This window comes from Azospirillum sp. ST 5-10, from assembly GCF_051225715.1.
GTDB lineage: Bacteria > Pseudomonadota > Alphaproteobacteria > Azospirillales > Azospirillaceae > Azospirillum.
In genome coordinates, this window is sequence record NZ_JBPJSP010000036.1 from 1 (window position 1) to 24,628 (window position 24,628).

At 71.1% G+C, this 24,628-nt stretch carries 22 protein-coding genes; 11 read left to right on the forward strand and 11 right to left on the reverse strand.

Annotation, left to right across the window (positions count from 1 at the left end):
• Positions 1 to 491, reverse strand: a 491-nt coding sequence (locus ACSBPG_RS27420; protein WP_435540422.1) for a flagellin, incomplete at its 3' end; no start/stop codon positions are given.
• Between the two features lie 391 nt (positions 492 to 882).
• Here ACSBPG_RS27420 and ACSBPG_RS27425 point away from each other — a divergent pair.
• The 3 genes from ACSBPG_RS27425 to ACSBPG_RS27435 all read left to right on the forward strand — a co-directional run bounded on the left by ACSBPG_RS27425 (position 883) and on the right by ACSBPG_RS27435 (position 3,955).
• The gene (locus ACSBPG_RS27425) at positions 883 to 1,350 is read left to right on the forward strand and encodes a RidA family protein (protein WP_435540423.1); all 468 of its coding nucleotides are present in this window, start codon (positions 883 to 885) and stop codon (positions 1,348 to 1,350) included.
• A 78-nt stretch (positions 1,351 to 1,428) separates the two neighbouring features.
• Positions 1,429 to 2,586: a GNAT family N-acetyltransferase gene (locus tag ACSBPG_RS27430; protein ID WP_435540424.1), complete on the forward strand. Its 1,158-nt coding sequence runs from the start codon at positions 1,429 to 1,431 to the stop codon at positions 2,584 to 2,586.
• An 82-nt stretch (positions 2,587 to 2,668) separates the two neighbouring features.
• On the forward strand, positions 2,669 to 3,955 hold the full coding sequence (locus tag ACSBPG_RS27435; protein WP_435540425.1) for a pentapeptide repeat-containing protein: 1,287 nt from the start codon (positions 2,669 to 2,671) through the stop codon (positions 3,953 to 3,955).
• Positions 3,956 to 4,055: 100 nt separating this feature from the next.
• On the opposite strand, the gene ACSBPG_RS27440 is transcribed toward ACSBPG_RS27435, so the two are convergent.
• From ACSBPG_RS27440 to ACSBPG_RS27460, 5 genes are all read right to left on the reverse strand, one after another.
• Positions 4,056 to 5,168 carry a CaiB/BaiF CoA transferase family protein gene (locus ACSBPG_RS27440; RefSeq protein ID WP_435540426.1) on the reverse strand — a complete coding sequence of 371 codons (1,113 nt, stop codon included), beginning with the start codon at positions 5,166 to 5,168 and terminating at the stop codon, positions 4,056 to 4,058.
• A 99-nt stretch (positions 5,169 to 5,267) separates the two neighbouring features.
• The gene (gene clpA, locus ACSBPG_RS27445; protein ID WP_435540427.1) at positions 5,268 to 7,580 is read right to left on the reverse strand and encodes an ATP-dependent Clp protease ATP-binding subunit ClpA; all 2,313 of its coding nucleotides are present in this window, start codon (positions 7,578 to 7,580) and stop codon (positions 5,268 to 5,270) included.
• An 8-nt stretch (positions 7,581 to 7,588) separates the two neighbouring features.
• Positions 7,589 to 7,915, reverse strand: a complete 327-nt coding sequence (clpS, locus tag ACSBPG_RS27450; protein ID WP_435540428.1) for an ATP-dependent Clp protease adapter ClpS — start codon at positions 7,913 to 7,915, stop codon at positions 7,589 to 7,591.
• A gap of 327 nt (positions 7,916 to 8,242) precedes the next feature.
• Positions 8,243 to 8,719: a phasin family protein gene (locus ACSBPG_RS27455; RefSeq protein ID WP_435540429.1), complete on the reverse strand. Its 477-nt coding sequence runs from the start codon at positions 8,717 to 8,719 to the stop codon at positions 8,243 to 8,245.
• Between the two features lie 258 nt (positions 8,720 to 8,977).
• Positions 8,978 to 9,505, reverse strand: coding sequence for a phasin family protein (locus ACSBPG_RS27460; RefSeq protein ID WP_435540430.1), 528 nt, complete (start codon positions 9,503 to 9,505; stop codon positions 8,978 to 8,980).
• Between the two features lie 361 nt (positions 9,506 to 9,866).
• On the opposite strand from ACSBPG_RS27460, the gene ACSBPG_RS27465 reads away from it, so the two are divergent.
• Positions 9,867 to 10,628 carry a peptidase gene (locus ACSBPG_RS27465; protein ID WP_435540431.1) on the forward strand — a complete coding sequence of 254 codons (762 nt, stop codon included), beginning with the start codon at positions 9,867 to 9,869 and terminating at the stop codon, positions 10,626 to 10,628.
• On the opposite strand, the gene ACSBPG_RS27470 is transcribed toward ACSBPG_RS27465, so the two are convergent.
• Positions 10,609 to 11,208, reverse strand: a complete 600-nt coding sequence (locus tag ACSBPG_RS27470) for a hypothetical protein (RefSeq protein ID WP_435540432.1) — start codon at positions 11,206 to 11,208, stop codon at positions 10,609 to 10,611. The genes ACSBPG_RS27465 and ACSBPG_RS27470 overlap by 20 nt on opposite strands.
• 342 nt (positions 11,209 to 11,550) lie before the next feature.
• Here ACSBPG_RS27470 and ACSBPG_RS27475 point away from each other — a divergent pair, with 342 nt between their 5' ends.
• Positions 11,551 to 12,810: a serine hydrolase gene (locus tag ACSBPG_RS27475; protein ID WP_435540433.1), complete on the forward strand. Its 1,260-nt coding sequence runs from the start codon at positions 11,551 to 11,553 to the stop codon at positions 12,808 to 12,810.
• 52 nt (positions 12,811 to 12,862) lie between these two features.
• Here the strand turns inward: ACSBPG_RS27475 and ACSBPG_RS27480 are convergent, their stop codons facing one another.
• Both ACSBPG_RS27480 and ACSBPG_RS27485 read right to left on the reverse strand, forming a co-directional pair.
• On the reverse strand, positions 12,863 to 13,378 hold the full coding sequence (locus ACSBPG_RS27480) for a metallophosphoesterase family protein (RefSeq protein WP_435540434.1): 516 nt from the start codon (positions 13,376 to 13,378) through the stop codon (positions 12,863 to 12,865).
• 71 nt (positions 13,379 to 13,449) lie between these two features.
• Complete coding sequence (locus ACSBPG_RS27485) at positions 13,450 to 13,698, reverse strand: DUF4170 domain-containing protein (protein ID WP_435540435.1); 249 nt, start codon at positions 13,696 to 13,698, stop codon at positions 13,450 to 13,452.
• A 197-nt stretch (positions 13,699 to 13,895) separates the two neighbouring features.
• Here ACSBPG_RS27485 and ACSBPG_RS27490 point away from each other — a divergent pair, with 197 nt between their 5' ends.
• Positions 13,896 to 14,576, forward strand: coding sequence for a cytochrome b/b6 domain-containing protein (locus tag ACSBPG_RS27490; protein WP_435540436.1), 681 nt, complete (start codon positions 13,896 to 13,898; stop codon positions 14,574 to 14,576).
• Positions 14,577 to 14,619: 43 nt separating this feature from the next.
• Here ACSBPG_RS27490 and ACSBPG_RS27495 read toward each other — a convergent pair whose 3' ends face one another.
• Both ACSBPG_RS27495 and ACSBPG_RS27500 read right to left on the reverse strand, forming a co-directional pair.
• Positions 14,620 to 15,078, reverse strand: a complete 459-nt coding sequence (locus ACSBPG_RS27495; RefSeq protein WP_435540437.1) for a c-type cytochrome — start codon at positions 15,076 to 15,078, stop codon at positions 14,620 to 14,622.
• A 135-nt stretch (positions 15,079 to 15,213) separates the two neighbouring features.
• Positions 15,214 to 17,013, reverse strand: a complete 1,800-nt coding sequence (locus ACSBPG_RS27500) for a hypothetical protein (RefSeq protein ID WP_435540438.1) — start codon at positions 17,011 to 17,013, stop codon at positions 15,214 to 15,216.
• 183 nt (positions 17,014 to 17,196) lie between these two features.
• Here ACSBPG_RS27500 and ACSBPG_RS27505 point away from each other — a divergent pair, with 183 nt between their 5' ends.
• From ACSBPG_RS27505 to ACSBPG_RS27525, 5 genes are all read left to right on the forward strand, one after another.
• Positions 17,197 to 18,171, forward strand: a complete 975-nt coding sequence (locus ACSBPG_RS27505; protein ID WP_435540439.1) for a homocysteine S-methyltransferase family protein — start codon at positions 17,197 to 17,199, stop codon at positions 18,169 to 18,171.
• Positions 18,172 to 18,345: 174 nt separating this feature from the next.
• Complete coding sequence (locus ACSBPG_RS27510; protein ID WP_435540440.1) at positions 18,346 to 20,364, forward strand: ABC transporter substrate-binding protein; 2,019 nt, start codon at positions 18,346 to 18,348, stop codon at positions 20,362 to 20,364.
• Positions 20,361 to 22,406: an ATP-binding protein gene (locus ACSBPG_RS27515; protein ID WP_435540441.1), complete on the forward strand. Its 2,046-nt coding sequence runs from the start codon at positions 20,361 to 20,363 to the stop codon at positions 22,404 to 22,406. The genes ACSBPG_RS27510 and ACSBPG_RS27515 overlap by 4 nt, the downstream gene beginning before the upstream one ends.
• A 143-nt stretch (positions 22,407 to 22,549) precedes the next feature.
• Positions 22,550 to 23,755 (forward strand): pyridoxal phosphate-dependent aminotransferase, encoded by a 1,206-nt coding sequence (locus ACSBPG_RS27520; protein WP_435540442.1) that lies wholly within the window; start codon positions 22,550 to 22,552, stop codon positions 23,753 to 23,755.
• Positions 23,756 to 24,036: 281 nt separating this feature from the next.
• Entirely contained in the window at positions 24,037 to 24,297 is a 261-nt protein-coding gene (locus ACSBPG_RS27525; protein WP_435540443.1) for a DUF2283 domain-containing protein, read from the forward strand.
• The last annotated feature ends 331 nt before the right edge of the window (positions 24,298 to 24,628 follow it).

A 24,628-nucleotide genomic window follows, 5' to 3' on the forward strand; every position in this document is an offset into this window, starting at 1 on the left:
TGGATGGTGTTGACCGCGGCGCGCGAGGTGCTCGTGGTGTCGAGGCGCATGCCGTTGCCGGCCAGCAGGTTCTTGCCCTGGTAGCCGCTGTCCTCGGCCAGCTTGTCGATCTGGCCCTTCAGGGAGTTGAACTGCGCCGCCAGCGCCTTGCGGGTGGCGATCGAGCCGGCGTCGTTGCCGAGGGCCGAGTAGGCGGCGGTGGTCAGGCCGCGGGCCTGCTCGATGAGGCTCTCGATCGCCGTCAGGCCCTTGTCGGCCGCCTTGATGGTGCTGATCGCCTGGCCCATCGAGTCCTTCAGCGCGGTCAGGTCGCCCGCACGCTGGGTCAGGCCCTTCGCCGCGAAGAAGGCGGTCGGGCCGTCGAGGGCCGAGTTGATCTTGTTGCCGGTCGCGAGGATGTTCTGCTTCTGCGCGATCTTCGTTTCCGTGCTCTGCAGCTGCAGCAGGTTGGCACGCATCGATGCCGTGAGGGCAACGTCGTTGATGGCCATGGCTCCGTCTCCTTCTGAGGCCGGCCTCGCGGCCGGGTGAGCGGGGCCGAGCGAGGCAACGTGTTTGAGCGTCGCTCCGGGATACTCAATCGCCGTGCCAATCCGCGCCGGCCGCTGTGGAAACGGTGTGGTCCCTTATGGATCAATGCCTTAGCCGGATGAGGCGGACGCCGCCCTGGAGCGGTGGCCAAAAGATTCCGGGTGGCTGTGGAAAACTTTGCCGGGTCGGGCCGGTCTTGCCGGGCGGCGCGGGCGAAAATTTCCGTGGACCCGCCCGGCGCGACCGGGCGCGCCCTGCACGGCGGCCCTTTGCCGTACGGCCCCGGGCGGCTATCGTCGGCGGAAGGAACGGCGGCCGCGGCGGACCGCCGCACGGACAGGAGGACGAGACATGGCGGGACGCATCGAGGCGCGGCTGCGCGAACTCGGGATCGAGCTGCCGCAGGCGGCGCCGGCGGTGGCGGCCTACGTGCCCTACACGCTGTCGGGAACGACGCTCTACGTGTCGGGCCAGATCACCGTGTGGAACGGCGAACGGCGCTTCATCGGCAAGGTCGGCCGCGACCTCTCGGTCGACGAGGGCAAGCAGGCGGCGCGCCTGTGCGGGCTCAACATCCTGGCGCAGGCGCGCGCGGCCTGCGGCGGCGACCTCGACCGCGTGGTCCGTTGCCTCAAGCTGGGCGGCTACGTCAACTGCGACGCCGACTTCACCGAGCATCCCGTGGTGATCAACGGCGCTTCGGAGCTGATGACCGAGGTGCTGGGCGACGCCGGCCGGCACGCCCGCATCGCCGTCGGCGCGGGGTCGCTGCCGCTCGGCGTGGCGGTCGAGGTCGACGCGGTGTTCGAGCTGGCATGACCGGCCGCGCTCTTGCCGCCCCGGACGGGTCCGCCTAAGTCCCTGCGGGTGGGCGCAAACGGGGACGAAGGGACGCGCATGGCCGAAGGCCGGGAGACCATCACCGTCAGGATTCTCGACGGCATCGCGGCGGCCGATCCCGGCCAGTGGGACGCCTGCGCCGGACCGGACAACCCCTTCCTGCGCCATGCCTTCCTCTCCGCGCTCGAGGAGTCGGGGTCGGCCACGACGAAGACGGGCTGGCAGCCGGTCCATCTCGCCGCCCTGGACGCCGCAGGCCGCATCGTCGGGGCGGCGCCCATGTACGCCAAGTCCCATTCGTACGGCGAATACGTGTTCGACCACGCCTGGGCGAACGCCTACGAGCGGGCGGGGGGCGATTACTATCCCAAGCTCCAGGTGGCGGTGCCCTTCACCCCGGTGCCGGGCCCGCGCCTGCTGCGCCGCCCCGACGCCGGGCCGGAGGTGACGGCGGCGCTGATCCAGGCGGTGCGGCAGGTGGCGGAAGGCAACGGCCTGTCGTCGGCCCACGTCACCTTTTCCACGCGCGCGGAGTGGGAGCGCCTGGGCGAGGCCGGCTGGCTGCAGCGGCTGGGCGTCCAGTACCATTGGGAGAACCGGGGCTACACCAGCTTCGACGACTTCCTCGCCGCGCTGAACGCCCGCAAGCGCAAGGCCATCAAGAAGGAGCGGCGCACCGTCGCCGAGAGCGGCGTGCGCCTGCACGTGCTGACCGGCGACGATCTGCGGCCGGAGCACTGGGACGCCTTTTACCGCTTCTACATGGACACCACCGAGCGCAAGTGGGGCGGCGGCTACCTGACGCGCGCCTTCTTCCACCGGCTGGGCGAGACCATGGCCGACTCCGTCGTGCTGATCCTGTGCGAGGACGGCGGCGAATGGGTGGCGGGGGCCCTGAACCTGGCGGGGTCCGACACGCTGTACGGCCGCAACTGGGGCTCCGACGGGCGCTACCGATTCCTGCACTTCGAGGCCTGCTATTACCGCGCCATCGACGTCGCCATCGCGCGCGGGCTGGCCCGCGTCGAGGCCGGCGCCCAGGGCGAGCACAAGATCCAGCGCGGCTACCTGCCGGTGCCGACCTATTCGGCCCATTGGGTGCGCGACCCGGGATTCCGCCGGGTGCTGGCCGCCCATCTCGAGCGCGAGCGCGCGGCGATGAGCGGCGAGATCGCCCTGCTGTGCGGGGATTCGCCCTACCGGCAGGAGGGATGACGACCGTTCGCTGGCGATCGGTCTTGAGTCGCGACGGGGAGCGGTGTCAGCATCGACTCCCAGGGCCGGCGCGGGACAGGGCATGACGGAGCGGACGCAGAGTTTCCTGAAGAAGGTGCGCAGCCACCTTCAGTACCTGAAGATGCAGCCCGGCGGCCTGCGCCTGCAGGCCAAGAGGGCGGACCTCTCGGGACTGCGCCTCAAGGGGTTCAACCTCAAGATGGCGGTGCTGACCCAGTGCGACTTCTCCGACGCCGAGCTGGAGGAGGTCAACTTCGCCATGTGCGACCTCTTCGGGGCGAACTTCAGCGGCGCGACCCTGACCGGCTCCTCCTTCCTGCGCGCCGACCTGCGCGGCACCACCTTCCTCAAGGCCAACCTGCGCGCCACGGACTTCGAAGGCGCCGACCTGCGCCCAGGCCGCATCCTGTCGTTCCGCGAGGGACGCGAGGTGGAGGAGGAGCGGAGCACCACGCTGAGGGACGCCGCGCTGGACGACGTGCGCTTCAAGGATGCCGATCTGTCCGGAGCGGACCTGTCGCTGGCGTCGCTGACGCGTGGCGACTTCACCAACGCCAACCTGTTTTCCGCCAACCTCGCCGGCGCCGATCTCACCGACGCCAACTTCAGCGGCGCCAAGCTGAAGCAGGCGGTGCTGAGCGGCGCCGACCTGTCGCGCTGCTGCCTGCGCAACGCCGACCTGCGCGAGGCCGTGCTGCGCAACGTCGACCTCGGCGCCGCCGACGTCACCGGGGCCAACCTCGACGGCGCCATCTATCTGAAGAACCCGGGAAACCTGCCGGAGACCGTGCGCTCCATGCTGGACGGGCACATCCAGTGGATCAATTCCGTCGGCCGGCGCGGCACGCGCGCCGACTTCTCCGGCATGGACCTCGGCGGGCTGGACCTGTCGGCCTGCGACCTGTCCGGCGCGCTGTTCCGCGGCGCCGACCTCGCCAAGGCATCGCTGGTCAACGCCTATCTCGCGCTCGCCGACCTGTCCGGCACGCGGCTGACCGGCGCCAAGCTCGATCAGGCGGTGCTGTCCGGTGCCAACCTCTCCGGGGCCGACCTGACCGGAGCCTTCGCCGCTTCGGCGGATTTCGGGCCGATGGAGCTGCGCAACCCGGACGGCACCCCGTCCGGGCGGTCCTGGCCGGCCAATCTCAGCGGCGCCGTGCTGTGCCAGGCCGACCTGCGCGGTGCCCGGTTCACCGCGGCGCGGCTGACCGACGCGCGGTTCGACCGGGCGAACCTGGCCGCCGCGGACATGCGGGACTGCGACGATGCCGGCTGCGATCTCGGCCGCGCCGTCACCACCGGCCTGCGGCGCGGCGCCCTCAAGCGGATGGCCGGCGCCGTGGATTAGAGTTCCGTGCGTCTAACGAGAAACGCACGGAACTCTACGTCTTTGTCTGACGGGCGGATTCACGCTTCACATCGATTCCGATTTACGCGATCCGCTCTGGTCACCGCCATCGCGCCAGCACCGTGTCGGCGTCCGCTTCCGCCAGCGGCGTGCGGTCGGGCGGCGGGCCGCCGTCGGCGCGGATGCCGAGCCGCGTCTCGACCAACGGCTCCGGCCCGCCGCCGCGGCGCACCTGGCCGCGGGCGGCGACGTGCGGGTGGTCGGGCAGGGCGGCGGTGTCCGGCACCGCCTCGAAGCAGCAGTCGACCGGGTCGAGCAGCGCCTGCCAGTCGGCCAGCGGGCGGGCGGCGAACAGGGCGGCGAGCTCGGCGGTCAGCGCCCTCTGGGGCAGCGGCTCGTCCTGCCGGGCGATCCAGTCGGGACGCCCGACGGCCCGGCAGAAGGCCTCCCAGAACTTCGCCTCGAGGGCGGACAGGGTGGCGAACCGGCCGTCGGCGGTGCGGTAGACGCCGTAGCAGGCGGCGCCGCCGGACAGCAGCCCCTCGCCCCGCCGCGGCAGCGTGCCGCGGGCCGCGGCGGTCAGGTTCAGCCCCTGCCAGGACAGCACCGTCTCCATGATCGACAGGTCGAGGAAGACGCCGCGCCCGTCGCGCGCCCGCCCGAACAGCGCGGCCACCACCGACAGCGCGGTGTGCTGGGCGCTGGCGAAGTCGGCGACCGGCGGGTGGCTGATGCCGGGCCGCTCCGCCGTCCCCGACTCGGCGAGGCCGCCGCCGACCGCCATGTAGTTGAGGTCGTGCCCGGCGCGCCCGGCGTAGGGCCCGTCGTACCCCCAGCCCGACAGGCTGGCGTGGACGAGGCCGGGGTTGAGCGCGCGCAGCCGCTCGGGCCCCAGCCCCAGCCGGGCCAGGGCGCCGGGCCGGAAGCTCTCGACCAGGGCGTCGGCGCGGGCGACCAGCGCCTCGAAGGCGGCGCGGCCGTCGGCGCTCTTCAGGTCGAGGCGGACCACCGTCTTGCCGGCGTTCAGCAGCTTGTAGGCGAAGGTGGTGCCGTCGCCGTCGACCGGCCCGAGGCGGCGCAGCGGGTCGCCGGCCGGCGGCTCCACCTTGACGACGTCGGCGCCGAGGTCGGCCAGCATCTGGGCGGCGTAGGGGCCGGGCAGGTACTGCCCGAGGTCGACGACGCGCACGCCGGCGAGGAAGGCGAGGGGCATGGGGCGGGCTCCACGGCAGGGATTCATGCCCCATCATACCCGGAAAAACGAAGACGGGGGCCCGAAGGCCCCCGTCCGTCGCGTCACACGGGCGGTGGATCAGTCCACCATCTCGTGCACCATCTCGTCCTCGTCGCTGTCGGAACGGCGCTTGCGGCTGCCCTCGACGTACTCGAAGACCGGATTGCCGTCCTCGATCCGCACCCGCACCGTGCCGCCCTTGGCGAGCTTGCCGAACAGCAGCTCCTCGGCCAGCGGCTTCTTGATGTGCTCCTGGATGACGCGGCCCAGCGGCCGGGCGCCGTAGAGCGGGTCGTAGCCCTTCTTGCCGAGCCACTCGCGGGCCTCGTCGGTCAGCTCGATCGTCACGCCGCGGTCCTCCAGCTGGGCCTCCAGCTGCATGACGAACTTGTCGACGACGCGGGCGATCACCTCCTGGCTCAGCGCCGCGAACGGGATGATCGCGTCGAGACGGTTGCGGAACTCCGGCGTGAACAGCTTCTCCACCGCCTCCATGTCCTCGCCGACGCGGCTCTGGCGCTCGAAGCCCATGGCCGGCTTGGCGAGGTCGGCGGCACCGGCGTTCGACGTCATGATCAGGATGACGTTGCGGAAGTCGACCGTCTTGCCGTTGTGGTCGGTCAGCTTGCCGTGGTCCATGATCTGCAGAAGGATGTTGAACAGATCCGGATGCGCCTTCTCGATCTCGTCCAGCAGCAGCACGCAGTGCGGATGCTGGTCGATGGCGTCGGTGAGCAGGCCGCCCTGGTCGAAGCCGACGTAGCCCGGCGGGGCGCCGATCAGCCGCGACACGGTGTGGCGCTCCATGTACTCCGACATGTCGAAGCGGGTCAGCTCGATGCCCAGCGTGTGGGCGAGCTGGCGGGCCACCTCGGTCTTGCCGACGCCGGTCGGGCCGGTGAACAGGTAGTTGCCGATCGGCTTCTCCGGCTCGCGCAGACCGGCGCGGGCCAGCTTGATCGCCGACACCAGGGCATCGATGGCCTTGTCCTGGCCGAACACCATGGTCTTGAGGTCGCGCTCCAGGTTGAGGAGGATCTCCTTGTCGTCGCGGCTGACCGACTTCGGCGGGATGCGGGCGATCTTGGCGACCACCGCCTCCACGTCCTTGACGGAGATCTTCTTCTTGCGCTTGTTCTCGGGCAGCAGCATCTGCGCCGCACCCACCTCGTCGATGATGTCGATCGCCTTGTCCGGCAGCTTGCGGTCGCCGATGTACTTGGCCGACAGCTCCACCGCGGTGCGGATCGCGTCGTTCGAGTAGGCGACGCGGTGGTGCTTCTCGTAGTAGCCCTTGATCCCCTGGAGGATCTTGATGGCGTCCTCGATCGTCGGCTCGTTGACGTCGATCTTCTGGAAGCGGCGGACCAGGGCGCGGTCCTTCTCGAAGTAGTTGCGGTACTCCTTGTACGTCGTCGAGCCGATGCAGCGCAGGGCACCCGAGGCGAGCGCCGGCTTCAGCAGGTTCGACGCGTCCATGGCCCCGCCCGAGGTGGCGCCGGCGCCGATCACCGTGTGGATCTCGTCGATGAACAGGATGGCGCCGTCGTGCGCCTCCAGCTCGCCGATGACCGCCTTCAGGCGCTCCTCGAAATCGCCGCGGTAGCGCGTGCCGGCCAGCAGCGAGCCCATGTCGAGGGCGAAGATCGTCGCCGTCTTCAGCACCTCCGGCACCTCGCCGTGGACGATGCGGCGCGCCAGACCCTCGGCGATGGCCGTCTTGCCGACCCCGGGGTCGCCGACGTAGAGCGGGTTGTTCTTCGACCGCCGGCACAGGATCTGGATGGTCCGCTCGACCTCCTGCTCCCGGCCGATGAGCGGGTCGATCTTGCCGCTCGCCGCCTTCTTGTTCAGATTCACGCAATAGGCCTCAAGGGCCTCGCTGCCTTTTTTCACGACCTTCTCCGCCGCCGCGTCGTCGTCGGCACCCGCCACCCGCTTGGACTCGGAGCGGCCGGGGGCCTTCGCGATCCCGTGAGAGATGTAGTTCACCGCGTCGAACCGGGTCATCTCCTGCTCCTGCAGGAAGTAGACCGCGTGACTCTCGCGCTCTGAGAACAAGGCAACGAGCACGTTTGCTCCCGTCACCTCCTCACGACCCGACGATTGGACGTGGATCGCGGCCCGCTGCAGGACCCGCTGGAAGCCGGCCGTCGGCTTGGCGTCGTCCGGCCTGTTCGTGATCAGGTTCGCCAGTTCGTTGTCGAGGTAATCCGAGAGTTCCGCACGCAGGCGGTCCAGATCGACCCCGCACGCACGCAGCACCGCCGTCGCGTCCTGATCCTCGGTCAAGGCGAGCAGCAGGTGTTCGAGCGTCGCGTATTCGTGCCGGCGCTCGTTGGCATACGCGAGGGCCCGATGCAGCGTCTGTTCCAGGTTGCGCGACAGCATGTGTCTGCTTAGTCCTTTTCTAGCGTGCATTGAAGCGGGTGCTGGTGCTGGCGCGCGAAGTCCATCACCTGGGTCACCTTCGTCTCCGCAACTTCGTACGTGAACACGCCGCACACGCCCACGCCCCTGCGGTGTACGTGCAGCATGATCCGCGTTGCCTCCTCCCGCGACTTGCTGAAGAAGCGTTCCAGGACGTGGACGACGAACTCCATAGGTGTGTAGTCGTCGTTCAGCATCAAGACCTTGTACATCGAGGGCTTCTTGGTCTTCGGCTTGGCCTTGACGGCAATGCCGGTGCCCGTGCCCTCGTCCCCTTGTCTGTCCGAATCGGCCATGGGTTAACAGTCGATCATCGCGATGTGTCTCCCCTGGAATGATATGAGGAGTCTTGGCGCCGTGGGAAGGGGCGCCGTCATCTTTCTACCCATTTGGGAGATGTCCCCGACGTTTCGTTCGGGTGCGGCTACCCCCGAATAGGCGCAGCGCCGACGCGCTAAGCACAACGGCTCCGTCCGGAAGCGCACCAGTTCCGGACGGGTGAGGCGGGCCGGCGCCGCCGGCGGGGCCGGAACGCGAAAGGGCCCGGCGGCCGAAGCCGCCGGGCCCTTCCGGTCGGGGACCCTCCCGGTGGAGGATCCCCCCTCGCGGCGTGCCGGAACGGGTCAGGCGGCCAGCGGCTTGGCGAAGGTCTTCACGGTGGCGTCGACGCGGGCGCTGATGGGGGCGAGCGCCTCGTTGGCGATCTTCGCCGACAGCTCCTGCATCTTGGCGGTCTCGCTGACCATGGCGTCGACCGACTGCTTGACGAAGGCGTTCTGCAGCTCGATCAGCTCGCGCAGGGTCTTGACGGTGAAGGCGGCCTTGCCGACGGCGACGCTCTTCTCCATGGAGGACTGGGTGAAGGCGGCCATCTGCTTGCCGGCCTCCTCGGCGCCCTTGGCGACGATGGTGCCCGACAGGACCAGCGCGTCGACGTTCTCCTTGGTCAGCGCGGCCAGGTCCTCGTAGCCCTTCAGCATCTGGGCCGACGCCTTCTCCATCTGCTCGCGCTGGGTCTTGGCCAGGCCCTCGAGGTTCTGCTTGGCGGTGGCGACGGCGTCTTCCATGCTCTTCACGGTGGCGGCGATCTTGTCGTTCATGTCGGTTCCTCTCGCATTCCTGGGTGCACCCGCGCCGACCCCTTATGAATGGCAACCTGGCGCGAGGCGATGGTCCGGGGCGTCCGCCGCACCGTTTTGTTGCGGTGCAGCATAGCCGACCATACCGCCGGGGAGAGGCGGCTGTCAACGGCTTTTTGTGCGCCGCACAATAAGTTCCGCGGCCGGCACCGGGCACGAAAAGAGCCCGGGCGGCGCCTGCCCCCCGGGCTCCCGTACGTGGCGCCGGAGCGCCGCCGGTCAGGCGGACAGCGGCTTGGAGAAGCGGGTCACCGCGGCGTCGAGGCGGGCGCTCAGCGGCGCGAAGGCGTCGCTGGTGACCTTGGTCGACATCTCCTGCAGCTTGGCCGATTCCGCCACCAGGGCGTCGACCGACGCCTTGACGAAGGCGTTCTGCAGATCGACCACCTCGCGGATGCTGCGCGCCGCCAGGAAGGCCTTGCCGGTGGCGACCTGCTTGTCGAACGACGCCTGCGCGAAGGCGGCCATCTCCTTGCTCAGCTCCTCCGCGCCCTTGGCGACGGCGGTGCCGGACTGGATCATCGCGTCGACGTTCTCCTTGCCGAAGGCGGTCATGTCCTCGTAGCCCTTCAGCAGCTGGGCCGAGGCCTTCTCCACCTGCTCCTTGGTGGCGGCAATGGTCTGCGCGAAGTGCTGCTGGGCCTGCTCCTGCTGGGCCTTGACGATGCCTTCGAAGTTGACCTTCGCCTCGGCGGCGACGTCCTCGATGGTCCTCACGGCGGGCTTCGCCTTCACGGTGGTGGTCATGTCTGCGATTTCCTTCCTTGATCGACCGCATCGGCCGCGGCGTGGCGCGGCGGCGCGGGTGGCTTCGCCATGGACGCCGGGACCGGGATCCCGGCTCGGCGGACGAACCGGCCGGCCGCGGCATCGGTGCTGCGTTGCAGCATGAGCGAAATATGAGGAAGCCGGCCATCCTGTCAACGACAAAATTGTGCGACGCACAATATGTCGCGGGCCCCCGCGGCGGTGGTTCCCTTAACGGATGATTTACCGCCTCCGGTGCCTATCTTGTCACGGCCGGGAGCCGGTGGCGTGGCGTCCACGCGCGGGCGGCGGCGCAAGCCGCGGGGCGGACCCGCGGCGTCTCAACCGGGATCGCTCGTTCATGACCTACTGCCTCGGCATCAAGATCCGCGACGGCCTGATCGCCCTGTCCGACGGACGGATCACCAGCGGCACTCAGCTCTCCTCGGCGCGCAAGGTGACGATGATGGGCGGCGGCCCCAACCGCTTCTTCATCATGAACTCGGGCCTGCGCAGCGTGCGGGACAAGGCGCTGGCCTATCTGCGCCGCGACATGCACGGCCGGCGCGGCGAGGGTTATTCCACCATGCTCGACGCGGTCGGCGCCTTCACCCACTGCCTGCGCCAGGTGGCGGAGGAGGACAAGGAGGCGCTGGAGGCCTCCAACCTGCACTTCAACCTGCACGCCCTGATCGGCGGCCAGCTCGCCGAGGACCCGGAACCCACCATGTTCCTGGTCTATCCCGAGGGCAACTGGATCGAGGTGGACGAGCGCACACCCTACCTGTCGATCGGCGCCACCGCCTACGGCAAGCCGATCCTCGACCGCTCCCTGCGCTACGACACGGAGATGCAGACGGCGCTGAAGATCGCCTACCTGTCCTTCGACTCGACGCGCTTCTCCTCCGCCGACGTCGGGTTTCCCATCGACATGGTCTCCTACAGCGCCGCCGACCATCAGTGGCGGCAGGCCAATTTCGACTACGACGACCTCGTCGAGCAGCGTCTGTGGTGGAACCGCAACATCACCGAGCTGGCCCGCCGCATGCCCGACGGCCCCTGGGTCGAGGCCCTGGTGCCCGACCGTCTCCGGGTGATCGCGCTCAACGAGGAGACGCCGTAGGCGGCAGCGGCGGAACGGCGGCCGGTCCGCCGGGGCCGAAGCGGACGTCGGCGAAGCGGTCGGCCGGGTAGGGATGGACGTTGAAGAACCAGGTGCCGGCGTGGCAGCCCTGGACCATCCAGTGGATGCCACGCGAGCGCAGCAGCGCGTCCTGCGGCACCGGATCGAAGGCGCCGCTCTCGTAGAGGCCGAGGACGAAGGCGGCGAACTGGCGGGGCGTCAGGCGCGTGCGGGCGACCTCGCCCTGCCCGGTGTCGAGCGGCGCCACCAGGTCGATGCGGGCGATGTCGGCGGCGAGGACGACCCGGGCCTCCAGCATCGCGCCGCCGTTCTCGGCGTCGGCGACGACGTCGTAGGCGCGGACGTGCTGGTTGTAGTCGGCGTTGACGATGAGGCGGAAGCGGTCGCTGTCGTCCTGGCGGCAGGCGGCGCGCAGGTCCTCGCCCGAGAGGTAGCTCAGCCAGGTCGACGGGCCGGCCGCGGTGCCCTCCACCGCGCCCGGGGAGGCGCAGCCCGCCGTCGCCAGGACGGCCGCCAGGAGGATGCCACCCCGCAGGGGGCCGCGTCGTGAACGAGCCATTGACCTGATATAGCGCTGCTCCGCGATCGCTGGAAGGGGAGGCCGCCTGTACGGATGGGCGCAGGCGGTCTAAGCCGATTCGTCGAGCCGCGGCCCCTTTTCGTCACAGCTCGCCGCGACGTCTGGAAGCAGGAAATTAACGAATTCCCGCTAGACACTGATTTGTCTCGTATTTACCATCGCGATTGCAGGCCGCAATCACACTTTTCCGGGGGCACCATGACCGTGACGCAGCGCCTCGCTCACACGGTAGGCGGATTGTACGTCGACTCATCGTTCGGGCGGCCTGCGGCACGCGCGCCGTGGCGCGCTCTGGCCGGACTGTTCGTTTTCCTGGCGGCGATGGCGGGGTCGCCCGTTCTCGCCGCGAAGTACGCGGCGATCGTCGTCGACGCCCGCACGGGCGACGTCCTGCATCAGGACGACGCCGACGCGCAGACCTATCCGGCGTCGCTCACCAAGATGATGACCCTCTACCTGGCCTTCGAGGCGTTGGACGACGGGCGTCTCAAGCTCGACCAGGCGTTGCCGGTGTCGGCGCACGCCCAGAGCATGCCGCCGACCAAGCTGGGCGTGCGCGCCGGCCAGACCCTGCGCGCCGAGCAGGCGATCCTGGCGCTGGTGACGAAGTCGGCCAACGACGCCGCGGTGGTGCTGGCGGAAGCGATGGGCGGCAGCGAGTGGCAGTTCGCCCAGCTGATGACGCGCAAGGCCCGCCAGCTCGGCATGCGGACGACGGTGTTCCGCAACGCCTCGGGCCTGCCCGACGACGAGCAGGTGACGACGGCGCGCGACATGGCCATCCTGTCGCGCGCCCTGATCGCCGACCATCCCAAGTACTATCCCTATTTCAGCCGCCGCGACTTCGTCTACGGCGGCAAGCGCCTGCGCAACCACAACCGCCTGATGTCGCGCTACGACGGCATGGACGGCATCAAGACCGGCTACATCCGGGCCTCCGGCTTCAACCTCGCGGCGTCGGCGGTGCGCGGCGGCCGGCGGCTGATCGCGGTGGTGCTCGGCGGCCGCACCACGGCGTGGCGCGACAACCGCGTCGCCGAGCTGCTCGACCGCTCGTTCGGCAAGACGGCGCCGACCAGGGACATGCCGGCGCTGATCGCCAGCGTCGCGCCGGACGAGGTGCCGCTGCCCGACGCCAAGCCGCTGCCGCCCGGCGCGGCCGCCCGTTCCGAGGCCAAGGCCGTCAAGGTCCAGGCGGCGGTCGGCGCCCCGGTGCCCGACAAGAAGCCGGCCACCCTGGTGGCCCTCGCCGCCCCGCCGGCGCCGGACGCCAAGCCGGTGTCCGTCCGCCCCGCCCGGGCGGCGGTGAAGCCGGTGGCCGGCGCGGACCAGTGGGGCGTCCAGGTCGGCGCCTTCTCCAACCGCGCGTCCAGCCAGAAGGCGCTGGCCAGCGCCTCCAAGAAGCTGCCGCGCCTGTTCGCCGGGGCGGAGAAGAGCATCACCGAGGTGCCGACGCGCCGCGGCACGGTCTACCGCGCCCGCCTCATCGGCTTCGGCGAGAAGGACGCGCGCGCCATCTGCGACCAGCTGCAGCGCGCCGGCCAGCGCTGCATGCCGGTGGCGCCCAGCGAAGGGCTGTAGTCCCGCATCCGCCGGCACCGTGCCGCCGCGGCGAGTCGTGCGCCGCGGGGCGTCACGGGCCGGCTGCCCGGCGGCGCCGCGGGGCGGTCAGCTCGGCCAGCGTGACCGGGCGGAAGGACCAGACGTCGACGCCGACGTCGACCTGCCGCGTCATCCCCTTGAGCTGGCCGTGGCTGTGGCCGTGCAGGTTCAGCGCGCCCTTGTACATGCCGTTCCAGGTGCGGAAGGCGTAGTGGCAGAGCACCAGCCGGGTGCCGTCCAGCACCAGCTCGGCGTAGGCCTCGACGCTCGCCCAGCCGGGCAGGGCGCGGGTGGCCGGACCGTCGTTGTTGCCGGTGATCAGGTGCTTGGTGCCGTGCAGCCGGTCCAGCAGAGCCGCCATCGCCTCGGGCGTGCGGCGCAGGGCGAAGTCGCCGAGGTGCCAGACCTCGTCGCCGGCCGCGACGGTGGCGTTCCAGTTCGCCACCATGGCCTCGTCCATCTCGGCCACGCCGGCGAAGGGCCGGCGGAAGCGGCTGATCGCCCCGGCGTGACCGAAATGGGTGTCGGCGGTGAAGAAGACCGTCATCCTGTCGCCTGCGCTGTCGCCGTCTGTTCCTACAACGACGCGGGCGCCGGCGCGTTCACCGCCGCTGCCGTTCAGTGCCCGTGGTCGTCCGCCTTGCCGGTGGCCGCCGGGTCGAGCAGCCGGTGGAGGTGGACGATGAAGTAGCGCTGGTGGGCGTCGTCGATGGTGGCGCCGGTGGCGGCGCGCCAAGCCTTGTAGGCGGAATCGTAGTTGGGGAAGATGCCGACGATGTGCAGCTTCGACGGATCGACGAACTCCTGGCTGTCCGGGCGGACCAGCTCGCCGCCGAAGACGAGGTGGAGCAACTGTTTGTCGGGCATGGCGCGTCCTGTTCTTCTTGGGGCGGAAATCGACAGGTGATATCCGCCCGGACGGTCCCTCTTCAAGTCCGTTGATGCGCTGCACCCAAGCTTTCTTTCCCCGCTGGCGGCGGCCGGGCGCGGCCGATTTGTCGCATGGGCGGCCGCAGGGTTCCGGGGCATTCTCGGCGCGACGGAACATGAGGGGGAGCTGATATATGGACCGGCCGGACACCGGCGGTCCGCGCCAGATCCTGGTGTGGGACCTGCCGACCCGCGTCTTCCATTGGCTGCTGGCGGGGCTGGTGGCGGTGGCCTTCATCTCCGGCAAGCGCGGCGCCATGGAGCTGCACTTCGTCGTCGGCTATCTCGTGCTCACCTTGCTGCTGTTCCGGGTGATCTGGGGCTTCGTCGGCAGCCAGACCGCACGTTTCGCCGACTTCCTCAAGGGGCCGGCGGCGATGCTGGCCTATGTCCGGACCCTGCGCCGCCGCGGCGGTCCGCCGGTGCTCGGTCACAACCCCCTCGGCGGGGCGATGGTGATGGCGCTGCTCGCCTTCCTGCTGCTGCAGGCGGTCAGCGGCCTGTTCACCACCGACGAGATCCTCCACGACGGTCCGCTGGTCGGGCTGGCGCCGTCGTCGCTGGTCGGCACCCTCAGCACCCTCCATCGGACCGCCATCGACGTGCTGGTCGTCCTCGTCGCCCTGCACGTGGCGGCGGTGCTGTTGCACCTGCTGGTCAAGGGCGAGAATCTGGTGCGGCCGATGCTGACGGGCCGCAAGACGGTGCCGGCCGGCGGCCCGCCGGCGGCGCCGCGGCGGGCCCCGACGGCGGCGGCGTTGCTGGCGCTGGCCGCGGCCGCGGCCGTGGTGGCGGCGGTGGTGAACGCCGCCTGAGCGGAAGCCTCCCGCCCCGCGGCCGGCGCGGGGCGGGGGCGCGTCAATCCTCCTTGTACTGGTCGTGGCAGGCCTTGCAGGACGCGCCGACGGCGGCGAATCGCTTGCCGACGGCCGCCGCATCGCCGCCGGCCGCGGCCTCCTCCAGGGCCTTGGCGGCGGTCTCGAAGTCCTTGGCCTTGGCCGTGAAGTCGTCGAAGCGGCTCCAGATCTCCGGCCGGGCCTCGGTGTCGCCCTGGTCCGATCCGGCCGGGAACAACGATGGGATCGTCGCCGCGAAGGCGCCCATCGCGCGCGCGTGGTCGCCGACGGCGGCCATCGGCTGCCCCGTCTCCAGGATGGCCTTGATCGCCCCCATGGACTTCTTGTTGGCCTCGAAGCCGTCCTTGCGCGTCGCGACGATCGGGGCCTCGTCGGCCCGGGCCGTCCCGACGGCGGCACCGGCGGCGGCGATCAGGCCGGCCAGCGCCAGCAGGGCGGTGGGCGGGATGCGGATGAGCATCGATCCTCTCACTGTAAATTAGAAGATGCTCACTTACACACCCCGGCCGGACCCGCCGTCAAGCCGGGGCGCCGGCCTGCGACGCCGTGCAGCAGGCGTCCGCGGCGGGCGCCCTCCGTCGATCCGCGCGCCACCTCAATCGACGCGCCACGCCACCGGACGTTCCGGCCGATAGGCGCAGAAGGTCCCGGTGCGCAGGCTGTTGGCGAGGTGGCGGCCGAGCGGATCGTGCACCGCGGTGATCTTGCGCACGGCGTGGCGGAGGCGCCAGGTCACGGTGGTGCGTGCGCGCTCGGCGAGGCTGCCGAGGCGGCGCTGCCGCCCGCCGAGCCCCAGCGCCTTCGACAGGCCGTCGACCAGCCGGTCCAGCTCCTCGCGGCAGCGTTCGGCGCGGCCGCCGTCGTTGTGGTCCTCCGCCTCGGCCAGATCCTCCTGCAGGTCGCGGATGCGCGCCTTGAGGGACTGCCGGGCGGTTTCGTCGAGCACCGCGTCGCCGGCGAAGGAATCGCCGACGCCGTCGACGAGGTCGAGGCAGTGCACCGGCTCGCCGGGCGCGGTGAGCAGGCGGCACAGGTCGTGCAGCCCCTTGAGATCGCCGAGCAGCGCCTGCCGGCCGCCGTAATCGACGACCCAGCCTTCGCCGTGGCGCAGCAGGGCGCCGCTGCCGCCGCCGGCAGGCTCGCGCCGCCCGGGCCGGCCGGCCGCCGCCCCGGCGGCGCCGGTCGTCGCCCCGCCCAGCCTGCGGAAGCTCTCGGCCAGGAACGCGACGTCCTCGCCGCGCCGGAACGGGTTGATGTCGAGCAGCCAGCGGAAGGCTTCGCCCGGCGCCGGCTCGCGGCCGCCGAGGATGCGGGTGCGGAACGCCGCCTCGTAAGCGGCGAAGCGCTCGGCCGCCTCGGCGGCGCGGCCGAGGTGGAGGAGGGCGATGGCGACGTAGGCCGGGAGATCGACGAAGCCGACGTCGGGCGCCTTGCCGATCAGCTCCAGCCCCGTCGCGAAGTCCCGCCGCATGAGATGGGGGAAGGCGGCGTAGGCGTAGTAGTGGTCGGGATGGTAGGGGTTGAGCCGCATCGCCTTGGCGGCGCGGGCGGCGCCGACCTCCGGCCGGCCGAGGTAGGTCTCGGCGATCGCGAGCTGGATCAGCGTCTCGGCGTCGTGCGGGCACAGGGCCAGCGCCCGGTCGAAGTACCAGGAGGCCCGCTCGAAGGCGCGGCGGTAGAGGTGCACGCGGCCGATGACGACGTGCACCATGGGATCGGCGTCGTCGAGCGCGAGGGCGGCGTGGGCGTGCTCGTAGGCGCGCCGGCCGTTCTCGGCGAAGCGCTCCCAGTGCTGACAGCTCCATTCGTTGAACCACGACAGCGACAGCCCGGCCTGGGCGCGGGCGTAGTGGGGGTCGAGCGCCAGCGCGCGCTCGAACAGCGCGCGGGCCTGGACGTCCGCCTCCACCGTGCCCTGGCGCAGCAGCAGCAGGCCGCGCAGGGTCAGCTCGTAGGCGGCCAGGCTGTCCGTCGGCTTGCGGCGCGCCTCCTTGAGCGCGGTGTCGTCCAGCCGTGCCGCCAGGGTGGCGGCGATCCGCGCCACCAACTCGTCGCGCAGGCCGAACAGGTCGGTGGCCGCGCCGTCGATCTGCTCGCTCCACAGCTGGGTGCCGCGGGCGCACTCCACCAGGTTCGCCGTCACCCGCAGCCGCTCGCCGGCGCGTTCCACGCGGCCGCGCAGGACGTGCGTCGTTCCCAGCTCCTCGCCGATCCGCCGTTCCGGGCGGTCCGCCACCGCCAGACCGGACATCCAGGAAATGACCTGCAGGGTCGGGAAGCGGGTCAGCTCCGCGCAGATGTCTTCGAGCAGGCCGAAGGCGACGAGCCGCTCGCCCTCGTCCCCGCCCGCCATCGGGACCGGCAGCACGGCCACCACGTGGCCGCGGTTTTCCATGACTGCGCCTCGATCCGTCGCGCGCATCGTTGTGCATGAAGACGATCCGTCTATAGCAGAGCAACGGGTCCGGACACCAGCGCGCCGTCGCCGCCTCACATCGTGAGGCGACGTCCCACGCCTTGAAGGGTGACGGACCGGAGCACCCGGTCCGCACCTCGACCAACAAGGGAGGACGGCCCCATGGCCGGACATCGCCAGCGCCTGCCGCAGCTCGACGGCGGCGTGTTTCTCACCGACGGCGGCATCGAAACGACGCTGATCTTCCACGACAGGCTCGACCTGCCCTTCTTCGCGGCGTTCCATCTCCTCAAGGACGCGGAGGGGCGGGCGGCCCTGCGCCGCTATTACGAGCGGCACGCCGCCATCGCCCGGCGCCACCACACCGGGTTCGTCCTGGAGAGCGCCACCTGGCGGGCGAGCCCGGACTGGGGGGCGCGGCTCGGCTACGACGCCGCCGCCCTGGCCGAGGCGAACCGCCGTGCCGTCGACCTCCTCGTCGAGCTGCGCGCGGCCCTGGAGACCGACCGCTCGCCGATGCCGATCAGCGGCTGCATCGGTCCGCGCGGCGACGGCTACGACCCTGGAGCGCCGATGTCCGCGGCGGAGGCCGAGGACTACCACGGCTTCCAGGCCGGCGTCTTCGCCGGAACCGCGGCCGACCTGGTGACCGCGGTCACCATGACCAGCAGCGCCGAGGCCATCGGCGTCGTCCGCGCGGCCACCGCCCGCGGCCTGCCGGCGGTGGTCTCCTTCACCGTCGAGACCGACGGCCGGCTGCCGACCGGGCAGTCCCTGGGCGACGCCGTCGCCGAGGTCGACGCGGCGACCGGCGGAGCACCCGCCTACTACATGATCAACTGCGCCCACCCCAGCCATTTCCGCGACGCGCTGGGGGAGGCGGAGTGGGTGCGGCGGCTGCGCGGTCTGCGGGCCAACGCCTCGCGGCGCAGCCACGCCGAGCTCGACGCGGCGCCGGACCTGGACGACGGCGATCCGGTGGAGCTGGGCGAGGACTACGCGGCGCTGCGCGCGCGCTTCGCCTGGATCAACGTGCTGGGCGGCTGCTGCGGCACCGATCACCGCCACATCGAGCGGATCTGCGACGCCGTTCTACGCCCACCGGTCCCGGCGGGCACCGTTCCGGCGCGGCCGTAGCCCGGGCCGGGGGCGTCGGCGGGCCGTCCGGTCCGCCTCGTCGGCGCTCGCCGTCGGCGGCAGGTCCGATGCTTCGACGTCGAACGTCGGCCGGCGGCATGCGTCTTTCGCGGCCTGTCTCTTCATGGTACCTCTACCGGAGAGGTTGTTTGACGCCGCCGCACCGGGACTGCCATGCCGTCGAGCGCGCCCCCGTTCCCGTCGCGATCCGTCCGCCGCGCCCGCGCTGCGGCGGGCGTCGCCGGTCGCGCGACGGCCGTTCTCGCCGTGGTGGTGGCGCTGTGCGGCAGCGCCGCCGCCGCCTTCTACCGCGAGGCGCCCGGCCTGGCCGAGCGGGTGGCCGCCGGGACGCTGCCGGCGGTGGACGAGCGGCTGCCCGGCAACCCGCTGCTGATCCCGGTGGAGGAGCGGGTCGGCCGCTACGGCGGCGTCTGGCGCATGGCGATGGTCGGCGACGGCGACGGGCTGCTGCTCTACCGCAGCATCGGCTACGAGCCGCTGGTGCGCTGGGACCCGGCGTGGCGGCGCGTCGTGCCGAACGTGGCGCAGTCGTTCCGGCTGAGCGACGACGCCCGCACCGTCACCTTCCAGCTTCGCCCGGGGCTGCGCTGGTCCGACGGCGTGCCGTTCACCGCCGAGGACATTCGGTTCTGGGTCGAGGACGTGCTGCTCGACCCCGAGCTGACGCCGCGGCCGCCGCGCTGGATGCCGACCGGACCCCAGGGCGTGCGCCTGGAGGTGGCGGACCCGCACACGGTGCGCTTCCACTTCGCGACGCCCAACAGCCTGTTCGTCGCCGCCCTGGCGTCGGGCCAGGAGTGGCGGGCGCTGACCGAGCATCCCCGCCACGCCCTGTCCCGCTACCATCGCCGCTACAACCCGCAGGGGATCGCCGCCGAGGTGGCGGCGGCCGGGGTCGCCGACTGGACCGAGCTGTTCCACCTCAAGGCCGGCACCTTCCTCAACCGCTCCGACCCGGCGTCCCTGCTGCGCCGCCGTCCGGACCCGGCCGGCGGCGTGCAGCGGGCCGAGCCGATTCCCACCCTCTACGCCTGGGTGCTCGACCGCCTCGAGCCGGGCGATCCGCCGGTCTACGTGGCCGAACGCAACCCCTACTACTGGAAGGTCGATCCGGCCGGCCAGCAGCTTCCCTACCTGGACCGGGTCGACGTCTACGCCGCCGCCGACGAGACGGCGTTCGCCCGCCTGCTGGCCGGCGGCCGCATCGATCTGCAGGCCCGCCACGTCGTGTCGCCGGGCATGCAGCCGTTGCTGGCCGACCTGTTCGCCAAGGACCACCGGCCGCTGCCCATCCAGCCGTCGGTGAGCAACGAGGTGCCGCTGATCCTCAACCTGACCCATCCCGATCCCGTGCTGCGCGCCGTCCTCGCCGACCGCGACGTGCGGGTCGCGCTGTCGCGCGCCATCGACCGCCGGGCCATCATCGAGCGCGTGTTCGGCGGCCGCGGCGAGCCCTACCAGATGGCGCCGCGCCCGGATTCGCGCTTCTACGTCGAGCGCCTGGCGCGCCAGCATCTCGACCACGACCCGGTCGAAGCGGGACGCATCCTCGACGCCAAGGGGCTGGGGGTCCGCGACGGCGACGGGGTGCGGCTGCTGCCCGACGGGCGGCGGCTGTCCTTGACCGTCCTGGTGCGCAGCGACCGCGCCCACCACGCCGCGGCCATGGCGATGGTGGCCCGGCAGTGGCGCGCGGTCGGCGTCGAGGTGACGGTGCGCGAGGTGTCGCGCCGCGACCTCATCGACCGCATCGCCGCGAACCGCTTCGACGCCGCGGTCGGCTACGCCGACGGCGGCATGGACGCCATCCTCGACGCCTACGCCTATGTTCCCTGCTTTCCCGACTCGCAGGCCGCGCCGGGCTGGGCGGTGTGGCACAACGACCCGGGCCGGCCGGGCGCCGTCGAGCCGCCGGCGGCCGTCAAGCGCCAGGTCGACCTCTACCGCCGCATCGCCGAGACCACCGACCCCGACCGCCAGGACCGGCTGATGCGCGAGGTGCTGGAGATCGCCGCCGACGAGTTCTACACCCTCGGCATCGCCCTGGTGCCCGGCAACGACGGCATCGTCCGCGCCTCCTTCGCCAACGTGCCGGCGGCGATGACCGAAAGCTGGATCTATCCGACGCCGGGACCGACCAACCCGCCGCAGTACTTCATGGTGGCGCCGTGACCGCCGCGCCGCCGCCCGGACCCTGGCGCCGCCTGCTGCGCAGCGTGGCCTTCCGCATCGGCGCCACCGTGGTCGCGGTCGAGGTGGTCGTGCTGGCCTTCATCGGCGCCTACGCGGTGGAGCGCCTGTCGGACGAGGCCGACCGCCGCACCCGCGACCGCATCACCGTGCCCGGCAGCCTGATGGAAAGCGGCGTGCTGGCCTACGACGCGGTGGCCGACCGCGCCATCATGACCAACCTGATCGGCCAGGAGTTGGAGCAGGGCATGGTGGTGGGCGCCAACTGGAACGTCTTCCACGCCCTCGACGCCGCCCATCTCGGCCGCGACGTGCGGCAGATCGGCGGCATCGACCCCGCCTGGTTCTCCGCCGAGCGGCGCCGGCCGACCCTGGTGGAGGTGACCGACAGCGGGCACACCTCGCTGGTGTCGGTGACGCCGCTCTTCGTGCGCGGCGCCGACGTGCCGACCCTGTTCGCCTACATCCGCGTCAACACCACCGCGCTCACCGGCCAGAAGGCGGCGGTGATCCTGCACGTCGCGGTCGCCTCGCTGCTCTGCGTGGTGCTGACCTCGGCCATCATCTTCCTCGCCTTCAAGGCGACGGTGCTGCGCCGCATCGGCGCGCTGGCCGGGTTCGTGCGCCGCATCGGCGCCGGCGAGAAGGACGTGCCGGCGCTCGGCGTCGGCGCCGACGAGCTGGGCCTCCTGGAGAGCGGCGTCAACGCCATGGCGGCCGACCTCGACCAGCGCGCCCGCCAGCGCGACCGCATGGAGGCGGAGCTGCGCCGCAGCGAGGCGCGCTTCCGCGACTTCGCCGCCGCCTCGTCGGACTGGTACTGGGAGCTCGATGCCGAGCTGCGCTACGCCGCGGTGTCCGACCGCTTCTTCGATCTCGTGCAGCCGGTGTCGTCGCCGCTCGGCCGCCGTGCCGACGAGCTCGGGGTGGACGCCGCCGAGGAGGGCGGCTGGCCGCGCTTCATGGATCTGCTGCGCCGCCGCCAGCCGGTGCACGAGTTCGACGTCGCCTGGCGCGACGGCGACGGCCAGGAGCGCTTCGCCCGGCTCGCCGGGCTGCCGGTCTTCGACGCCTACGGCGCCTTCGCCGGCTACCGCGGCACCGGGCGCGACATCACCCTGCACCGCCAGGCCCGCCTCATCCTCGAGCAGCAGGTGGAGGAGCGGACGCGGGCGCTGAAGCGGGCCAACCGCGACCTCCAGGAGACGCTGGAGAGCCTGAACCGGGCCCAGGCGGAGCTGGTGCGTTCGGAGAAGCTGGCCTCGCTCGGCGCGCTGGTCGCCGGGGTGGCGCACGAGATCAACACGCCGGTCGGCGTGGCGGTGACCGCCGCCTCCCACCTCGCCGACCGCACCCACGCGGTGGCGGAGCTGCTGCGCGCGGGCGCGCTGAAACGGGCCGAGCTGCTCGCCTATTTCGACCTGGCCGACGAGGCGGCGCGGCTCCTGCTGCACAACATGGAGCGCGCCTCCTCGCTCATCCAGAGCTTCAAGCTGGTCGCCACCGACCGCACCGCGGAGCTGCTGCGTCCGTTCGAGCTGCGGCGCTATCTGGAAGACATCGTCGCCAGCCTGTCGCCGACCCTGCGCAAGACGCCGCACCGCATCGAGATCGACTGCGACCGGTCGGTGGAGATGGTGGGCTATCCCGGGCTGCTGTCGCAGGTGGTGACGAACCTGGTGATGAACTCCATCGTCCACGGCTACGACGAGGGGGTGGCCGGCCACCTCCGCCTGGCCGTGTCGGCGCCCGACCCGTCGGCGGTGGAGATCGTCTATTCCGACGACGGGCGCGGCATCGCCCCGGACCATCTGTCGAAGATCTTCGATCCGTTCTTCACCACCCGCCGCGGCGCCGGCAGTTCCGGCCTCGGCCTCAACATCGTCCACAACATCGTCACCGGCACGCTGCACGGCAAGGTGACGGTGTCCAGCGGCATCGGCCGCGGCGTCGCCTTCACCTTGCGCCTGCCGCGCGTGCTGCAGGAGGACGGCGCGCTGGAAGCGGCCGGCGCGGCGGAGTAGGGGGCCATGGCACGGCGGCCACGACGGCGCTCCATTCCGTGAAATACGCCCCGGCGCGCCTTGCATGCCCACCGATGCGGCAGTAAGGTCGCACGCTTTTTTCCGTCCACCGTCGTTGGGGACCCACCAGGGGCACAAGCGCCATGTCGATTCTCGCCTCCCGCCTGTCGCGCATCAAGCCGTCGCCGACCTTGGCCGTCACCCAGAAAGCCCGCGAGCTCAAGGCCGCCGGCCGCGACGTCATCGGCCTCGGTGCCGGCGAGCCGGACTTCGATACGCCGGACTCCATCAAGGAGGCGGCGGTCAAGGCGATCCAGGCCGGCGACACCAAGTACACCAACGTCGACGGCACCCCCGCCCTGAAGAAGGCGATTTGCGCCAAGTTCGCGCGCGAGAACGGCCTGACCTACGCGCCGGACCAGATCACCGTCGGCACCGGCGGCAAGCAGGTGCTGTACAACGCGCTGATGGCGACCCTGAATCCCGGCGACGAGGTGATCATCCCGGCGCCCTACTGGGTCTCCTATCCCGACATGGTGGAGCTGGCCGAGGGCACGCCGGTGCCCGTCGCCTGCCCGGCCGAGCAGGGCTTCAAGCTGCGCCCCGCCGACCTGGAGGCGGCGATCACGCCGAAGACCAAGTGGCTGATCCTGAACTCGCCGTCCAACCCGTCGGGCGCCGCCTACACCCGCGAGGAGATGAAGGCGCTGACCGACGTGCTGGTGCGCCATCCCCACGTCTGGGTGATGAGCGACGACATGTACGAGCACCTGCTCTACGACGGCCTCGCCTTCTGCACCCCGGCCCAGGTGGAGCCCAAGCTCTACGACCGCACCCTGACGGTGAACGGCGTCTCCAAGGCCTACGCCATGACCGGCTGGCGCATCGGCTACGCCGGCGGCCCGAAGGAGCTGATCAAGGCGATCGGCGTGATCCAGAGCCAGTCGACCTCCAACCCCGCCTCCGTCAGCCAGGCGGCGGCGGTCGAGGCGCTGAACGGCCCGCAGGACTTCATCGCCGAGCGCTGCGAGATCTTCCGCCAGCGCCGCGACCTGGTGGTGTCGATGCTGAACCAGGCCAACGGCATCGCCTGCCCGAAGCCGGAAGGGGCGTTCTACGTCTACCCGTCCTGCGCCGGCACGATCGGCAAGACGACGCCGGACGGCAAGGTCATCGAGACCGACGAAGACTTCGTGACGGCGCTCCTGGAGGCCGAGGGGGTGGCGGTGGTCCAGGGCTCGGCCTTCGGCCTGGCCCCGCACTTCCGCATCTCCTACGCCACCTCGACCGAGGAGCTGGAGGAGGCCTGCCGCCGCATCCAGCGCTTCTGCGGCAGCCTGCGGGGATGACGGGACGGAGGCGCGGTGGTGACCCGGCCACCGCGCCTTCCTCCCCCTCCGTTCTGGCGCACGGTTCACTTCGAACAGAATCGTGCGCTGGAGGACCGGGCGCAGATCGCCGATGCTGACGTTTTGGCGGTGCTTGCCGCTCCGACGCGTGTCGAGACGCAGCCGAACGGGCGGATACGGCGATGGGGCTGGGTGCCTCGCTTGAAGCGGTGGCTTCGCGTCGTCACACTTGACGATGGGGAGACGGTGCACACGGTCTTTCTGGATCGGAGGTTCAAGCCATGACCGAGCCGGCCATCCGTTACGATGCCACGACCGACACTCTGCTGATCCAACTCCGCCCTTGGCCGGCTGCGGCGCCAGGGCACGATGCCGCCGAGATCGGCGGCGAGGATGCCGGTGAGGATCTGGTGATCCATTACGGCCCCGACGGGGAGCCGTTCGCTTGGGAAATCGAGCGGGCGTCGGAGCATCCCGAACACATCGCGGCCGCCCTGCGTGCGCGGCGGGCGGCGCTCCTCGGGCCGGCTGCGGCGGCGTGACGGCCGAGAACCACTCCCGGCGGACGCCTCCGTATGGTCGGCGGACGCCGACGATGACGACTCTGCGGCCAAGTCGTGTTGGCCGGCCCGCCGCGCTTGGATCTCCGAAATCGGATTGACCCACGGGCAGGATTGCCCTCGTCCGGGCCGGGCTGTCGTGCTCACGCATGTCGGCAGTGTGTCGACGTTTCTTCCTCTCCCGGCGCGGCAGACGGAAAATCCCCGGGCTCGCGCATTCGATCGAACGGGGCGTTCCGACGCCGTGGGACGCGACGCCTTTGTGTGGCATCGTCCAACATCAATATGTTGCAGAAGCAACGTGAAATGTTGC

What these genes read in the sequence shown, in the direction of transcription:
- ACSBPG_RS27500 (WP_435540438.1), bottom strand. Translation starts at nt 17,013, where the DNA reads ATGGAAAACCGCGGCCACGTGGTGGCCGTGCTGCCGGTCCCGATGGCG.
- ACSBPG_RS27495 (WP_435540437.1), bottom strand. Translation starts at nt 15,078, where the DNA reads ATGCTCATCCGCATCCCGCCCACCGCCCTGCTGGCGCTGGCCGGCCTG.
- clpA (WP_435540427.1), bottom strand. Translation starts at nt 7,580, where the DNA reads ATGCTGTCGCGCAACCTGGAACAGACGCTGCATCGGGCCCTCGCGTAT.
- ACSBPG_RS27460 (WP_435540430.1), bottom strand. Translation starts at nt 9,505, where the DNA reads ATGACCACCACCGTGAAGGCGAAGCCCGCCGTGAGGACCATCGAGGAC.
- ACSBPG_RS27485 (WP_435540435.1), bottom strand. Translation starts at nt 13,698, where the DNA reads ATGCCCGACAAACAGTTGCTCCACCTCGTCTTCGGCGGCGAGCTGGTC.
- ACSBPG_RS27525 (WP_435540443.1), top strand. Translation starts at nt 24,037, where the DNA reads ATGACCGAGCCGGCCATCCGTTACGATGCCACGACCGACACTCTGCTG.
- ACSBPG_RS27425 (WP_435540423.1), top strand. Translation starts at nt 883, where the DNA reads ATGGCGGGACGCATCGAGGCGCGGCTGCGCGAACTCGGGATCGAGCTG.
- ACSBPG_RS27510 (WP_435540440.1), top strand. Translation starts at nt 18,346, where the DNA reads ATGCCGTCGAGCGCGCCCCCGTTCCCGTCGCGATCCGTCCGCCGCGCC.
- ACSBPG_RS27465 (WP_435540431.1), top strand. Translation starts at nt 9,867, where the DNA reads ATGACCTACTGCCTCGGCATCAAGATCCGCGACGGCCTGATCGCCCTG.
- ACSBPG_RS27470 (WP_435540432.1), bottom strand. Translation starts at nt 11,208, where the DNA reads ATGGCTCGTTCACGACGCGGCCCCCTGCGGGGTGGCATCCTCCTGGCG.
- clpS (WP_435540428.1), bottom strand. Translation starts at nt 7,915, where the DNA reads ATGGCCGATTCGGACAGACAAGGGGACGAGGGCACGGGCACCGGCATT.
- ACSBPG_RS27480 (WP_435540434.1), bottom strand. Translation starts at nt 13,378, where the DNA reads ATGACGGTCTTCTTCACCGCCGACACCCATTTCGGTCACGCCGGGGCG.
- ACSBPG_RS27440 (WP_435540426.1), bottom strand. Translation starts at nt 5,168, where the DNA reads ATGCCCCTCGCCTTCCTCGCCGGCGTGCGCGTCGTCGACCTCGGGCAG.
- ACSBPG_RS27505 (WP_435540439.1), top strand. Translation starts at nt 17,197, where the DNA reads ATGGCCGGACATCGCCAGCGCCTGCCGCAGCTCGACGGCGGCGTGTTT.
- ACSBPG_RS27475 (WP_435540433.1), top strand. Translation starts at nt 11,551, where the DNA reads ATGGCGGGGTCGCCCGTTCTCGCCGCGAAGTACGCGGCGATCGTCGTC.
- ACSBPG_RS27490 (WP_435540436.1), top strand. Translation starts at nt 13,896, where the DNA reads ATGGACCGGCCGGACACCGGCGGTCCGCGCCAGATCCTGGTGTGGGAC.
- ACSBPG_RS27430 (WP_435540424.1), top strand. Translation starts at nt 1,429, where the DNA reads ATGGCCGAAGGCCGGGAGACCATCACCGTCAGGATTCTCGACGGCATC.
- ACSBPG_RS27455 (WP_435540429.1), bottom strand. Translation starts at nt 8,719, where the DNA reads ATGAACGACAAGATCGCCGCCACCGTGAAGAGCATGGAAGACGCCGTC.
- ACSBPG_RS27520 (WP_435540442.1), top strand. Translation starts at nt 22,550, where the DNA reads ATGTCGATTCTCGCCTCCCGCCTGTCGCGCATCAAGCCGTCGCCGACC.
- ACSBPG_RS27435 (WP_435540425.1), top strand. Translation starts at nt 2,669, where the DNA reads ATGACGGAGCGGACGCAGAGTTTCCTGAAGAAGGTGCGCAGCCACCTT.